The sequence below is a fragment of the Micromonospora aurantiaca ATCC 27029 genome, from assembly GCF_000145235.1.
In the GTDB taxonomy this organism is placed as follows: Bacteria; Actinomycetota; Actinomycetes; order Mycobacteriales; family Micromonosporaceae; genus Micromonospora; species Micromonospora aurantiaca.
This window is the reverse complement of the sequence record NC_014391.1, coordinates 1,807,954-1,819,625: the sequence shown is the minus strand read 5'-3', so window position 1 is coordinate 1,819,625 and position 11,672 is coordinate 1,807,954. Positions and strand designations below refer to the sequence as shown.

Below are 11,672 nucleotides of genomic sequence, written 5' to 3'. Positions count from 1 at the left end.
CACCGGACAGCCCTTGGTTTGCGATCTTCTCCCCTCGACAAGAGGAATGATCGATCAAGGGCTGTCCTCATGATCAGCCGGGGTCGATGCCGCCGCCCAGCGGGTTGAAGCTCAAGTTAGCTGAGGACCCGGAACTGCCATTGATTACGGCGATCCGACTGCTGGCCAGGAGCTGTCGGGGACGCGAGCCCGTTGTTCCTCGGCCACGTAACACGCGGCAGAATACATGGCGTGATCACGTCTCTCCCCCGCCTGATGCGAATGAACGCGGTGCTCAGGTACGGGCGCGTAGCTATCGATCTGCCTATCGCCGATGGCTACCCGAACCTGCATTACCTGTCGACCGGACCGATCGGGACGCGTGTCCTACTGGAGAGCGGGATCAACCCGGTGCGATCGATCGGCGCTCAGGGGCGACAGCGGCGCCCCGTCATCGCGCTGCGGTCTAGTCCATGGAAGGCCGGCGGTGAAGACACGCCGTGGCACGACGTCTTTGACCTAGACCACGGGCATGTTCGCTACTTCGGCGACCACAAGGTCAGCACCGACGGCCCTCTGGGAAGCACGACGGGAAACAAGGCGCTCTTGGAGGCGTGGCCGCAGCATCGAGGCAGCACGCCCGAGACCCGTGCTGCCGCCCCGCCCCTGCTGCTATTCCGTTCCGTCTCCGTGGGTCGCGCCCTGAAGGGGTACATCGAATTCTGCGGCGTCGCCGTGCTCGACCGACTGGAACACGTCGTCCAACGCGACCCGTCCACCGGCCAAAGCTTCGCCAACTACGCTTTCGACCTGACGGTGCTCAGTCTGGCAGAAGAAGCAGAAGCGATCGACTGGCGCTGGATTGACGACAGGCGCGACCCAGGGCTGTCCCTACAGGAGACACACCGGCACGCGCCCCGCTCTTGGCGACGCTGGGTCGAGCACGGCGATCCGATCCTGCCTCGCCTCCGTCGTCGGGTCGCGACGTCGAGAGTGCGCTCCAAGTCTGACCAGCGGCCTGAGGCGGGCAGCGTCGAGGCACAGATCCTCCGACGCATCTACGAGTTCTACCAAGGCCGGCAGCATCGCTTCGAACTGCTGGCTGCCCGGGTCGCCGCCCGTGTCTTCCGCGGCCAGGGAGCCGTCTATCACGAGGGCTGGCTAACACGGGGAAGCGGAGACAGGGGGGTGGACTTCGTTGGGCGGCTAGACGTAGGCAGCGAAGATGCCATTACCTCGCTCGTCGTCCTCGGACAAGCCAAATGCCGTCTCGACAAGTCCGTGAGCGCCGAAGAGCTAGCCCGCGTGGTTGCACGACTGCGCCGCGGTTGGATTGGAGCCTATGTAACCATCAGCGACTACAGCCGAAACGCCCAAGAAGAGATGATGGATGACCAGTATCCCATCGTGCTGATCGACGGACGCCGGCTCGCCGAGGAGGTACGCCGCATGGCCAGCGACAGCCACGGAGGCAACCTGAACACATTCCTCAGCGAGCTTGCGAGTGGCTACGAGGAGGCCGTCACCTCACGCCGGCCCGAGGAGATCCTTTCCCTCTAGTTTTACGACCAAGCGGCTGGCGCTCCACGGTGCCAGGAAAGAGCGGCAGCCGCTTGCGTCGGAGCCGCCAACAGCACGGCCAAGAACTCGGCCATGGCTTCCGAAGTGACCCAGCCGTACGATGAGGAACTGGCCAGACAGCAGACAGCAGACAGCAGACAGCAGACAGCAGACAGCAGACAGCAGACAGCAGACAGCAGACAGCAGACAGCAGACAGCAGACAGTCGCAGACGCGCGACGAGAACACCCGCCGCCGGGCGCTCCCACCGACGAGCGATCTTCAGGAGACACGGACGGCCCTCACTGCCTCGCCAGGCCCCTGCTCCCAATCTGCTCCCAATTTAAGGGGCGACAGCGGAGAAGCCCGTTACCGGTGATTCCGGCTACGGGCTTCCTACCTGCCTATATTCATGGTGGGCGATACTGGGATCGAACCAGTGACCTCTTCGGTGTGAACGAAGCGCTCTCCCGCTGAGCTAATCGCCCTCAGCGCGCATGACTCTACCCGATCACCCGCCTGGACCAAAAACCGGGCCTCAGTGCGTCGCGAGGTAGTGCAGCGCCTCCGCCACCACGTCGATGCCGAAGCTGTACTTGAGCGACAGCCACACCACCACGGACACGAACGCGAGCCCGACCGCGCCGAGCACGAACCGCACGCCCAGCGACCGCATCTTCACCCAGCGCGTCCAGGAGTTGACGTGCCGGCGGGTGAAAGCGAGCAGCCGTCGCGCCCAGTGGAACTCGACCGCCCAGACGCCGAGGCCGGCGATGACCAGCAGCCAGCCGGGCCCGGGCAGCGGGATCAGCGCGACACCGACTGTGACGACGATGGCGCCGAGGATGCCGATGAAGATCTTCAGGGCGACGCGGCCGGTGGGGTTGGCGCGGATGAGGTCGAGCGTGGTGTGCAGGCGTCCCCGCCAGCCCCGTCGCCGCCGGCGCTGCTCCATGAGAGCGCCTTGCGACCGCCCTTCCACCGGCACCTCGTACCCCCGACTTTCGGCTGCTCGGGCCGCACCTTTCGGCGATTCGGCCGTGGTCCGCGACGTCACCGAGGAGCCCCTCGTGACCATTTCCACCCCCAGTGTCGCGCGGGACCGTCACCCCTGCTCACGACTGGACGTTACCGGAGTAAGTCGACGACTGAACCACCCGTTGCCGGGCGGAACGACGGAGTGGGCGGAACCGGAAATTCTACGCGGGGCCACGCGGTCCCGGGGGCTTTCGGAACCCCTTCCCACCACTGGGTGAAGTCAGCGTATGGCGGAGCGTAGCCAGGAGCAGCACCTGAGTATGGGAAAAGCGGGACACGCGCGTTCCGCAGCGGTGCCGGGGGGAGAACGTCCATGAGTGTCATCCGACCGACGACCGTAGAGGTCGAGACGTCGCTAAGGCTCGTCGCGCCTGACGCCACCGCCTTGCCGGTGCGTGCCAGTCTGCGTTACGACCCTGCTGACCCGTATGCGGTCCATGTCCTGTTCCATGCCGAGTCCGCCGGCGGCGAGGCGGTGAGCTGGTCGTTCGCTCGCGAACTGCTGGTCACCGGGCTCGACGAGCCGGCCGGCATCGGTGATGTGCGGGTCTGGCCGTGGGCCACCCCGCGCGGCGACTTCGTCGCGCTGGCGCTGTCGTCGCCGGACGGCAACGCCCTGTTCGAGGTTCCGCGCAGCGTGCTGGTGCGCTTCCTGCGCCGGACCTACGTCGTCGTCCCGCGCGGCCGCGAGGCCGAGCACCTGGACGTCGACACCGCGGTGAACCGGCTGCTGGCCGGTCGCTGACACGGCGACACCCGGGGCCGCGCGGATCTGCCGAGTCCGCGCGGCCCCGGGCCGTCTCCGACCCGGGGGTACGCCCTCAGCCGCGCGTGGTGATCCCGCCGTCGACCGGGATGACCGCTCCGGTCAGGTAGGCGCCCGCGCGCGACGCCAGGTAGATCGCGGTGCCCGCCATGTCCTCGGGCCGCCCGATCCGGCCCAGCGGCACCTGCTGCTCGATGGCCGCGCGCGACTCCGGGTCGTCCAGCGCGAACGCCATCATCTTGCTCTCGAACGGTCCGGGCGCGATCGCGTTGACGGTGATCTGCTCGCCGGCGAGCTGGTGGGCGAGGCCGCGGGTGAGCATGTGCACGGCCGCCTTGGTGGCCGAATACGCGTACACCTCCATCCACGGCACCCGGATGCCGTCGATCGACCCGATGTTGATCACGCGGGCCGGGTCGTCGGCGCCTGCTGCGGCGCGCAGTTGCGGCAGCAGCGCGGTGGTGAGCCGGAAGACGGCCTTGACGTTCACCGCCCAGAGCTTGTCGAAGGCGCCCTCCGGGTACTCCTCCAGCGGCGCACCCCAGGTGGCGCCCGCGTTGTTGACCAGCACGTGGAGCCGTTCGTGGCGCTCCCGCACGGCCTCGGCGAGCGCCAGCGCGCCCGCGTCGCTGCCCAGGTCGGCGGGGATCGCCTCGCAGTGGCCCTCCGCGGACAGTTCCTTGGCGACCGACTCGCACACGTCCGCCTTGCGCGAGGAGATGATCACCCGGGCGCCGGCCCGGACGAAGCCCCGCGCGATCATCAGCCCGATCCCGCGTGAGCCGCCTGTGACCAGGACCGTCTTGCCGTCGACCGAGAACAGATCCGTCATGCCCATCCCATCGCCGTCTTCCGGCCGCGGGCCGGTCGGCCGGGGCCGCGTGGCCGGGTGCGGAGCGCACGCCGGCCCGGGTCTTACCGATCGGTAACCTAACCGTCCGGCTCGGCTGCCGACAAGAGCGGCCCGAGCGGGTGAAACCGTCGAGATGCAACGTGCGCGCGGGCCGGTTACCGTCGGGATGATGGTCACTACCGGTCAGCCCTCCCCGGCCACCCGCACCGGCCTGCCGGAGTTCCGCCCCGGCACCGACGAGATCGTCACCGGTGTGCTCGGCGACCTCGCCGCCGAGCCCGGCTGGCCCCGCCCGGTCCTGCTCGACCGCGATCTGCTGATCCTGGTCACTCACGGCCACGGCACCGCCGAGCTGGACTTCCGGCCCGTCCCCTGCCGTCCGGGCACGCTGCTGCGCGCGCATCCCGGCCAGGCGCTGCGGTTCGTCGGCGCCCAGCTCGACGCGACTGTGGTGAGCTGGCGGCCGGACGCGCTGCGCGGCCTCGACGTCGACCCGGACGCGGTGCCCGCCCACCGTCAGCTCGCCGGCGAGGACGAGGACGCGGTGATCAGCGAGGTGAGCCAGCTCGCCGTGGACGCCGACCGGCACGCGCTGGTGCCGGCCGCCGCGGCGCTGCTGCGCCACCAGCTCGCCGTGCTGCTGCTGCGGCTGAGCCTGCTGCCGCACCCGGGCGACGGCGCGACGCCCCGGGCCGAGACGGAGACGTTCCGGCGGCTGTGCCGCGAGGTGGAACGCGGCTACCGGCACACCCGCCGGGTGGAGGACTACGCCGCCCAGATCGGCTGTTCGGTGCGTACCCTGACCCGGGCCTGCCTGGCGGTGACCGGCCGCAGCGCCAAGCAGGTGATCGACGAGCGGGTGGCGTTGCAGGCGTGCCGGCTGCTCGCCGCCACCGACGAGTCGATCGCCGCGATCGGCCGGGAGCTGGGTTTTCCCGAGCCGACGAACTTCGGCCGCTTCTTCACCCGCGAGGTCGGGGTGAGCCCGGGGACGTTCCGGGCCGAGCGCGAGCGCCCGCTGGCCGTCCGTCTGGTGCGACCCCGGCCGCCCGCCGACTCCCCCGTGCCGGGCGGCCAGGCATGATGGCACTGTGCAGATCTCCGCGCGCGGCGACTACGCGGTCCGGGCAGCCCTGAGCCTGGCCACCGCGTACCCGACCCTGCTGTCCACCCAGGCCATCGCGGCGGAGCAGGACATGCCGCGCAAGTTCCTCGAGGCGGTGCTGGCCGACCTGCGCCGGGCCGGGGTCGTCCGGGCCCAGCGCGGCGCCGAGGGCGGCTACACGCTGGCCCGGCCGCCGCGGGAGATCACCATCGGGCACGTGTTGCGCGCCGTCGACGGTCCGCTCGCGGGGGTACGCGGGCTGCGTCCCGAGGAGACCCGGTACGAGGGGGCGGCGGAGAATCTGCCCCGCCTCTGGGTGGCGGTACGCGCGTCGGTGCGCCGGGTGGTCGACGAGGTGAGCCTGGACGAGCTGGTCAGCGGCCGGCTGCCGGCGCACGTGCGCAAGCTGACCGCGCAGCCGGACGCGTGGGAGCCGCGCTGATTCACAGCGTGCCGACGACCTCCTCGTAGGGCAGGCGCGGCAGCCGTTCCCGCCAGGCGTCCGGCGCCGGGCGGCCGATGTTCATCAGCAGCAGCACCCGGTGCCGCCCGCCGGGGAAGAACTCGCGTTCCACGCCTGCGGCGTCGAATCCGGCCATCGGTCCGGCGGCCAGCCCGGCGGCGCGTACGCCGACCAGCAGGTAGCCGATCTGGAGCGCGGCGTTGAACCGGGCCTGCGCCTCCCGGCCGGCCGGGTCGCCGGTGAACCAGTCGCGGGCGCCGGGGCGGTGCGGGAACAGTTCGGGCAGCCGGTCGTGCCAGTCCACGTCGGCGGCGAGCACGGCGGTCAGCGGCGCGGTCGCCGTCTTGTCCCGGTTGCCGGCGCTGACATACGGCAGCAGCCGCGCCCGGGCCTCGGCGGAGCGCAGCAGCAGCACCCGCAGCGGCTGGGCGTTCATCGCTGTCGGGCCGTACCGGATCAGGTCGTGGACGGCGCGGACCTGCTCGTCGGCGACCGGCTCGTCGGTGAACGCGTTGGCGGTGCGGGCGGCCCGGAACAGCAGGTCCTGGGCGGCCCGGTCGAGCGCGATCAGGTCGTCGGCGGCGGCGGTCACCACGCCTCGGGCCAGTCGCCGAGCGTGGTGGTGTAGCCGCCCCGGTGGTGCAGCAGCGGGTCGCCGTCCTCGCCCGCGCCGAGCGCGAGCGGCTCGCCGAGCAGGATGGTGTGGTCGCCCGCCTCGATCCGGCGCACGACCCGGCACAGCAGCACTGCGAGCGCGTCGCCGATCAGCGGCACGCCGAACGGCCCGATGGTCCAGCCCGGGTGGGCGGTGAACCGGTCGATGCCGCTGGTGGCGAAGATCTGCGCGATCTCCTGCTGGCCGGAGGCGAGCAGGTGCACCGCGACGTGTTCGGCCTGCTCGACTGTGGGCCAGCTCGACGACGCGCGGCCCAGGCAGACCGAGACCAGCGGCGGGTCGAGCGACACCGACGTGAACGAGGTGGCGGTGAAGCCGGCCGGCGGCAGGTCCGGCCGCATCCGGTTGCCGCGCAGGCCGGGGGTGGTGACGACGGTGACCGTGGACGCCTGGCGGCGCAGCAGGCCGCGGAACGAGTCGACGTCGACCGGGCGCAGCTCGACGGTGGCGGCGCCGGGCCGGTCCACGGTGGTCACGACGCCACCAGCTGTCGGCGCGACGGTGAGTGCAACCGGTCCACGAGAGCCTCCAGTCCAGGGGTAGCAGCGGCGGCACGGTGTTCTCTCCCGATACCCCCGGATGAGGGATGCGATGCGGGGCGACCAGCACTCATGCTGCCGACCGCTCTCCGCGCCGGTCAACGCCCTTCCAAAGAGTGAGACTTTCGTCGCTGGCATTGTTACTACCCGCCACCACCAGCATTTACGACTCCTTAACACCTACCCGTTGGATAGAGATTTTGCCGGGTGACGGTCCCACCGTCCAGAGCGGACCGGGCATGGTTTCGCGAATCGTCGATCCGGGCATGTTCCAGATCGCAGAGGCAGGGAGACGAAGGAGGCACCCCCGATGGGCGTCCAGTTCCGCAAGCGCAAGAAGTACGGACCGCTGATCCTCCACTTCACCCAGAACGGCTTCTCGTCGTGGAGCATCAAGATCGGCCGCTGGTCCTGGAACTCGAACACCCGCGCCCACCGCGTGGACCTTCCGGGGCCGCTGTCCTGGAAGCAGGACAAGACCCGGGCCTGACCACCCGGACGTGGATCGGGGCGCCGGCGACAACGCCGGCGCCCCGATCGTCGTACCGGCCGGGTTCGCGGTTCCGCCGACCACGGCGTTCCGGTGACCGGAGAATCGCCGCATGGCGGACGTGTCCCTGCGGCGGTTGCGACGGCGGGCCGTCGCGGCCTGCGCCCTCATGCTGGTCGGCTACTTCCTGGTGCCGGTCGAGGCCGATCCGAACGGCCTGCGGCTGGCCCTGCGCTCGATCGGCACGGCGGTCCTGGTGGGGGTGATCGCGTTCCTGGTCACCGGCCAGGTCCGCCGCCAGCTCGTCCGGGACCAGCCGACCGGCCGGGACGAGGACCGGGCGCTGACCCGGCTCGCGGTCGCGCTGATCGCCGGGCTGCTGGTCTTCGCGCTCGGCGACTACGTGGTGGCGAACACCCGGCCCGGGGAGTTCGTCGGCCTGCGGACCCGCGTCGACGCGCTCTACTTCGCACTCGCGACGCTCACCACAGTCGGGTACGGCGACGTGCACGCCCAGGGTCAGATCGCCCGGGTGGCGGTGTGCGCGCAGATGGTGTTCAGCATCGGTGTGGTCGCCACCGGGGCGTCGATAGTGGTCAAGCAGATGACCCAGCGGTCGGGACGGCGCTGATCGTCACGTCCCCGCCGAGCCGGCCGTGCTCCGGGTCGCGGGTCACCGCGCCCGAGGCGAGCAGCGAGGTCAGCGCCCGGTTGACGTCGGCGGCCCGGTAGACGGTCGAGGTGGTGGCGAAGCGGCGCAGCTCGGTGACCGTACGCGGGCCGGAGCGGGCCAGCTCGGCCAGCAGTTCCCGGCGCAGCGGACCGGGCTCGGGGTCGAGTGAGATGTCGAGCAGCCGGCCCTGCGGGTCGGCCGGGTCGCGGTAGCGCACACCGGCGTACTCGTCGACCGCCCAGAGCGCCTCCTTGACCGCCTCCAGCCCGTGGTCGGAGACCGTGCCGTAGCCGAGCAGCCGTGCCGGGCCGTCCCCGTCGGGCACCAGCTCGACCTCGGTGACGAGCGGGAACCCGGCGTCGGTGAGCGCCGGGCGCAGCGAACGGCCGGGCGCGGTGACCAGCAGCAGTTCGGCCGGGCGCCCGGACGCGGCGGCGGCGAGCAGGGCCGGGTCCGGGTCGGCGCCGTCGGCCACTGTGAGCAGCGGCGCACCTGCCGCACCGGCCGCCTTGAGCGCCACCGGCAGCCGGTCCGGGCCGCCCGGCACCAGGTGCACGGCGACGTCGGCGGGCAGGGCGGCCTCGGCGGCGCCGAGGCGTACCGGCAGGTCGGTGCCGTCGTCGGCCACGACCAGCACGGTCAGCCGCCGCCCGCGCAGCCGGTCGGCGAACTCGGCCACCACCCGCAACGCCTCCTCGGCGCCGGTGGCGTCACCTCCGGCGTACGCGAGCGCGAGCGTGGCCCGCCGCGCCCGGTGCAGCGCGGCGGGGAGCCAGTGGTCGAGCCGGCGGACGAGCAACTCGCGCAGAACGGCGTCGGTGGACATGGTGCCGTTTCTACCGCACGGCGCGGCGGGCCCGGCCGTGAACCCCGCTCAGACCGGGACGGAGATGCCCACGCCGCCGCGCGTCTGCCCGCCGTAGCGCTGCCGCTCGCGGTCGAGGTCGAGCCGCCCGATGCGGGTACGCGCGGCGAGCGCGGCGTCGTCCAGCAGGTCGGCCGGGACGATCCAGACGATCTCGAACTCCAGGCCGTCCGGGTCGCGGCCGTAGAGGCTCTTGGTGGTGCCGTGGTCGGACGCGCCGACCAGCGCTCCGGCGGCGGAGAGCCGCTCGGCGGTGGCGCCCAGCTCGTCGAGCGTGTCCAGCTCCCAGGCCAGGTGGTAGAGCCCGACGGTGGCCCGGCCGGCCTGGGACGCCCCGGCCGCCGCACCGATCTCGAACAGCCCGAGGTCGTGGTCGTTGGTGGAGTCGGGCGCCTGGAGGAAGGCGGCGCCGCGGAAGCCCTCGGGCGTCATCGGAACCCGGCGGAAGCCCAGCACGTCGCTGTAGAAGGCGACGCTGCGCTCCAGGTCACTGACGTAGAGGACGGCGTGGTTGAGTCGGTGGATGCCCATGCCACCGACCGTACCCCCATTTTGTTGAGCGTTCAACTATCGGCGCTATGATGGGCGTCATGACCCGGTGGCTGGACCCCGACGAGCAGCGGACCTGGCGGGCCTTCCTGACCGCCTCCCGGGCGCTGATGGAGACACTCGACCGCGAGCTGCAACACGACGCGGGCATGCCGCACGCGTACTACGAGATCCTTGTCCGCCTCTCCGAGGCCCCCGGCCGGCGGCTGCGGATGAGCGAGCTGGCCGAGCTGACCGGCTCCTCGCGCAGCCGGCTGTCGCACGCCGCCGCCCGGCTGGAGGCGTCCGGCTGGATCCGCCGGGAGGACTGCCCCACCGACCGGCGCGGGCAGGTCGCCGTACTCACCGACGAGGGCTTCGCCACCCTGGCCGCCGCCGCGCCCGGCCACGTCGAGGGGGTACGCCGGCACCTGTTCGACGCGCTCAGCCCGGCCCAGGTCGACCAGCTCCGCCGGATCAGCGAGACGCTCGCCGACCACCTGACGGATTCGGGACCAAACTGATCCACTGCGGGTCTTGTACATACCGTCGCCGGACGAGCACGATGGGGCGTGTCCTCCGGCTTCGCTGACCTGACCGTCCAGGCGCACCAACTGGTGTCCGAAGGCGACCTCGACGGCGCGCAACGGCTGCTCGCCGACGCGCTCAGCGACGCGGATCCCCGACCCGGCAACGCCTCCGCCGAGCTGGCCGAGGCAGCCGGCCTCCAGGCCCGGGTGCTGGTCGCGCTCGGCGAGCCGCACTCCGCCCGTGGCTGGGCCGCATTCGCGTACGCGGCGGCCACCCGGCTGTTCGGCCGCTCCGACGAGCGCACCGTCACCGCCGCCGCGACGCTCGCCGCGGTGCTGCACCGGGTCGGCAGCGACGCGCGGGCGGCCCGGCTCTACTCCGACGTCATCATCGAGCTGACCGCACGCGACGGCCCGGAGTCGCAGCGGGTGCTCGCCGCGCACGCCGACCTGGCCACCGTGGAGTACGCGCGCGGCCAGTGCGAAGTGGCCCGCGACCGGTTGCAGGACGCCTGGGAGCTGCACCGGGAGGTCTACGGCGACGGTCACCCCAGCGGCATCAAGATGCTGGCGAAGCTCGGCGCGATGGAACGCGACTGCGGCCGGTACGCCGACTCGCACGAGCACCTGACGCTCGCCGAGGAGCTGTGCCGGCTGCACCTGGACTCCGACGACCCGCTCGCCGCGCAGGTGGCCGGGCTGGCCCGCGCCGCCGCCGACCCGGACCACGTCTGCCCCGCGCCCGCCCCGGCTCCCGAGCCGCCGCCCGCCCGGACCACGCCTGTGGTGCCCGCCGCCCGGGTGCCCCCGCCCGCCGAAGGGCCGCACGACCTGCCGCCGTACTCGCCGCCCGCGCTCGACGAACCGGTCGAGACGCCGCTCTACCACCCACCCGGACGGGCCGCCGAGACCGCGCACGTGCCGACGCCGCGTACCGCGCCGGAGGCCGACGGGTTCGACGACTACCCGTGGCCGCCCGACGAGCCGGCCGAGCAGCCGTGGCGCCCGGACGCCGACCCGCTGCCGCCCACAGTGGTCGGTCTCGCCGACGACCAGGCCGGGGTACGCCGCGTGCCGCCGCCCCCGCCCGAGCCGCCGTCGCGCTACTTGCCGGTGCACGTGCCCCGGCCACCCGTCGCGGAGCGGCGCGCCCGGCCCTGGCTGCCGCTCGTGGTGCTCGGCGTCGCGGTGGCGCTGCTGCTCGGCACCGTCGCGGTGATCGCCGGGGTGTCCCGGGTGGACGACGGCCGCGACGCCCCGCCACCGGCCACCAGCGCTCCGCCGCCCACCTCCGCCGGTCCCGTGCCGTCCACTCCCGCAGCCGCCAAGCCTGGCACGCCGCCCGGAAGGTTCACACTCACCGACCGACGCGACAGCATCGTGCTGAGCTGGACGTACCCGGCCGGCGCGGAAGGGCCGGTGGTGGTCGCCGGGGGCCGGTCCGGGCAGCCGCAGGGCACGTTCGCGACGCTGCCCGCCGGGTCGGCCGACTACATCGCCTACGGGCTCGACCGCACCACCGACTACTGCTTCACTGTGGCACTCGTCTGGTCCACCGACACGGTCGCGCGCACCGGCCCGGTCTGCACCAAGCGCCGCCGCTGACCG

At 72.1% G+C, this 11,672-nt stretch carries 14 protein-coding genes and 1 tRNA gene; 8 read left to right on the top strand and 7 right to left on the bottom strand.

Features of this window, described 5'->3' with window-relative positions; all coding sequences use genetic code 11:
* Nucleotides 1-231: 231 nt before the first annotated feature.
* Complete coding sequence (locus tag MICAU_RS08690) at nt 232-1,539, top strand: restriction endonuclease (protein WP_205413695.1); 1,308 nt, start codon at nt 232-234, stop codon at nt 1,537-1,539.
* A 412-nt stretch (nt 1,540-1,951) separates the two neighbouring features.
* Here the strand turns inward: MICAU_RS08690 and MICAU_RS08685 are convergent.
* Nucleotides 1,952-2,026: transfer RNA gene (locus tag MICAU_RS08685), tRNA-Val, on the bottom strand.
* A gap of 50 nt (nt 2,027-2,076) precedes the next feature.
* Nucleotides 2,077-2,616 carry a TIGR02611 family protein gene (locus tag MICAU_RS08680; RefSeq protein WP_174361703.1) on the bottom strand — a complete coding sequence of 180 codons (540 nt, stop codon included), beginning with the start codon at nt 2,614-2,616 and terminating at the stop codon, nt 2,077-2,079.
* Between the two features lie 273 nt (nt 2,617-2,889).
* On the opposite strand from MICAU_RS08680, the gene MICAU_RS08675 reads away from it, so the two are divergent.
* Nucleotides 2,890-3,321: an SsgA family sporulation/cell division regulator gene (locus tag MICAU_RS08675; protein ID WP_007457244.1), complete on the top strand. Its 432-nt coding sequence runs from the start codon at nt 2,890-2,892 to the stop codon at nt 3,319-3,321.
* 76 nt (nt 3,322-3,397) lie between these two features.
* Here MICAU_RS08675 and MICAU_RS08670 read toward each other — a convergent pair whose 3' ends face one another.
* The gene (locus MICAU_RS08670; protein WP_013284927.1) at nt 3,398-4,174 is read right to left on the bottom strand and encodes a glucose 1-dehydrogenase; all 777 of its coding nucleotides are present in this window, start codon (nt 4,172-4,174) and stop codon (nt 3,398-3,400) included.
* A gap of 187 nt (nt 4,175-4,361) precedes the next feature.
* On the opposite strand from MICAU_RS08670, the gene MICAU_RS08665 reads away from it, so the two are divergent.
* Both MICAU_RS08665 and MICAU_RS08660 read left to right on the top strand, forming a co-directional pair.
* A complete protein-coding gene (locus tag MICAU_RS08665; RefSeq protein WP_013284926.1) occupies nt 4,362-5,279 on the top strand; it encodes a helix-turn-helix transcriptional regulator in 918 nt (305 codons plus the stop codon).
* A gap of 7 nt (nt 5,280-5,286) precedes the next feature.
* Nucleotides 5,287-5,742: an RrF2 family transcriptional regulator gene (locus tag MICAU_RS08660; RefSeq protein ID WP_013284925.1), complete on the top strand. Its 456-nt coding sequence runs from the start codon at nt 5,287-5,289 to the stop codon at nt 5,740-5,742.
* A gap of 1 nt (nt 5,743) precedes the next feature.
* Here MICAU_RS08660 and MICAU_RS08655 read toward each other — a convergent pair whose 3' ends face one another.
* Nucleotides 5,744-6,355, bottom strand: a complete 612-nt coding sequence (locus MICAU_RS08655) for a malonic semialdehyde reductase (RefSeq protein WP_013284924.1) — start codon at nt 6,353-6,355, stop codon at nt 5,744-5,746.
* Entirely contained in the window at nt 6,352-6,915 is a 564-nt protein-coding gene (locus MICAU_RS08650) for a flavin reductase family protein (protein WP_013284923.1), read from the bottom strand. The genes MICAU_RS08655 and MICAU_RS08650 overlap by 4 nt, the downstream gene beginning before the upstream one ends.
* A gap of 373 nt (nt 6,916-7,288) precedes the next feature.
* Between MICAU_RS08650 and MICAU_RS08645 the strand changes: the two genes are divergently transcribed.
* Nucleotides 7,289-7,468, top strand: coding sequence for a DUF4236 domain-containing protein (locus MICAU_RS08645; protein WP_013284922.1), 180 nt, complete (start codon nt 7,289-7,291; stop codon nt 7,466-7,468).
* A 112-nt stretch (nt 7,469-7,580) separates the two neighbouring features.
* A complete protein-coding gene (locus MICAU_RS08640) occupies nt 7,581-8,099 on the top strand; it encodes a potassium channel family protein (RefSeq protein ID WP_013284921.1) in 519 nt (172 codons plus the stop codon).
* On the opposite strand, the gene MICAU_RS08635 is transcribed toward MICAU_RS08640, so the two are convergent.
* Nucleotides 8,065-8,967: a hypothetical protein gene (locus MICAU_RS08635; protein WP_013284920.1), complete on the bottom strand. Its 903-nt coding sequence runs from the start codon at nt 8,965-8,967 to the stop codon at nt 8,065-8,067. The genes MICAU_RS08640 and MICAU_RS08635 overlap by 35 nt on opposite strands.
* 48 nt (nt 8,968-9,015) lie before the next feature.
* Nucleotides 9,016-9,537, bottom strand: a complete 522-nt coding sequence (locus MICAU_RS08630; protein ID WP_013284919.1) for a VOC family protein — start codon at nt 9,535-9,537, stop codon at nt 9,016-9,018.
* Between the two features lie 50 nt (nt 9,538-9,587).
* Here MICAU_RS08630 and MICAU_RS08625 point away from each other — a divergent pair, with 50 nt between their 5' ends.
* Together MICAU_RS08625 and MICAU_RS08620 are read left to right on the top strand one after the other, a co-directional pair.
* A complete protein-coding gene (locus tag MICAU_RS08625; RefSeq protein WP_013284918.1) occupies nt 9,588-10,058 on the top strand; it encodes a MarR family winged helix-turn-helix transcriptional regulator in 471 nt (156 codons plus the stop codon).
* A 48-nt stretch (nt 10,059-10,106) separates the two neighbouring features.
* A complete protein-coding gene (locus MICAU_RS08620) occupies nt 10,107-11,669 on the top strand; it encodes a tetratricopeptide repeat protein (protein WP_013284917.1) in 1,563 nt (520 codons plus the stop codon).
* Nucleotides 11,670-11,672 lie beyond the last annotated feature (3 nt).

What these genes read in the sequence shown, in the direction of transcription:
- MICAU_RS08675 (WP_007457244.1), top strand. Translation starts at nt 2,890, where the DNA reads ATGAGTGTCATCCGACCGACGACCGTAGAGGTCGAGACGTCGCTAAGG.
- MICAU_RS08670 (WP_013284927.1), bottom strand. Translation starts at nt 4,174, where the DNA reads ATGACGGATCTGTTCTCGGTCGACGGCAAGACGGTCCTGGTCACAGGC.
- MICAU_RS08680 (WP_174361703.1), bottom strand. Translation starts at nt 2,616, where the DNA reads ATGGTCACGAGGGGCTCCTCGGTGACGTCGCGGACCACGGCCGAATCG.
- MICAU_RS08665 (WP_013284926.1), top strand. Translation starts at nt 4,362, where the DNA reads ATGATGGTCACTACCGGTCAGCCCTCCCCGGCCACCCGCACCGGCCTG.
- MICAU_RS08645 (WP_013284922.1), top strand. Translation starts at nt 7,289, where the DNA reads ATGGGCGTCCAGTTCCGCAAGCGCAAGAAGTACGGACCGCTGATCCTC.
- MICAU_RS08640 (WP_013284921.1), top strand. Translation starts at nt 7,581, where the DNA reads ATGGCGGACGTGTCCCTGCGGCGGTTGCGACGGCGGGCCGTCGCGGCC.
- MICAU_RS08625 (WP_013284918.1), top strand. Translation starts at nt 9,588, where the DNA reads ATGGGCGTCATGACCCGGTGGCTGGACCCCGACGAGCAGCGGACCTGG.
- MICAU_RS08630 (WP_013284919.1), bottom strand. Translation starts at nt 9,537, where the DNA reads ATGGGCATCCACCGACTCAACCACGCCGTCCTCTACGTCAGTGACCTG.
- MICAU_RS08635 (WP_013284920.1), bottom strand. Translation starts at nt 8,967, where the DNA reads ATGTCCACCGACGCCGTTCTGCGCGAGTTGCTCGTCCGCCGGCTCGAC.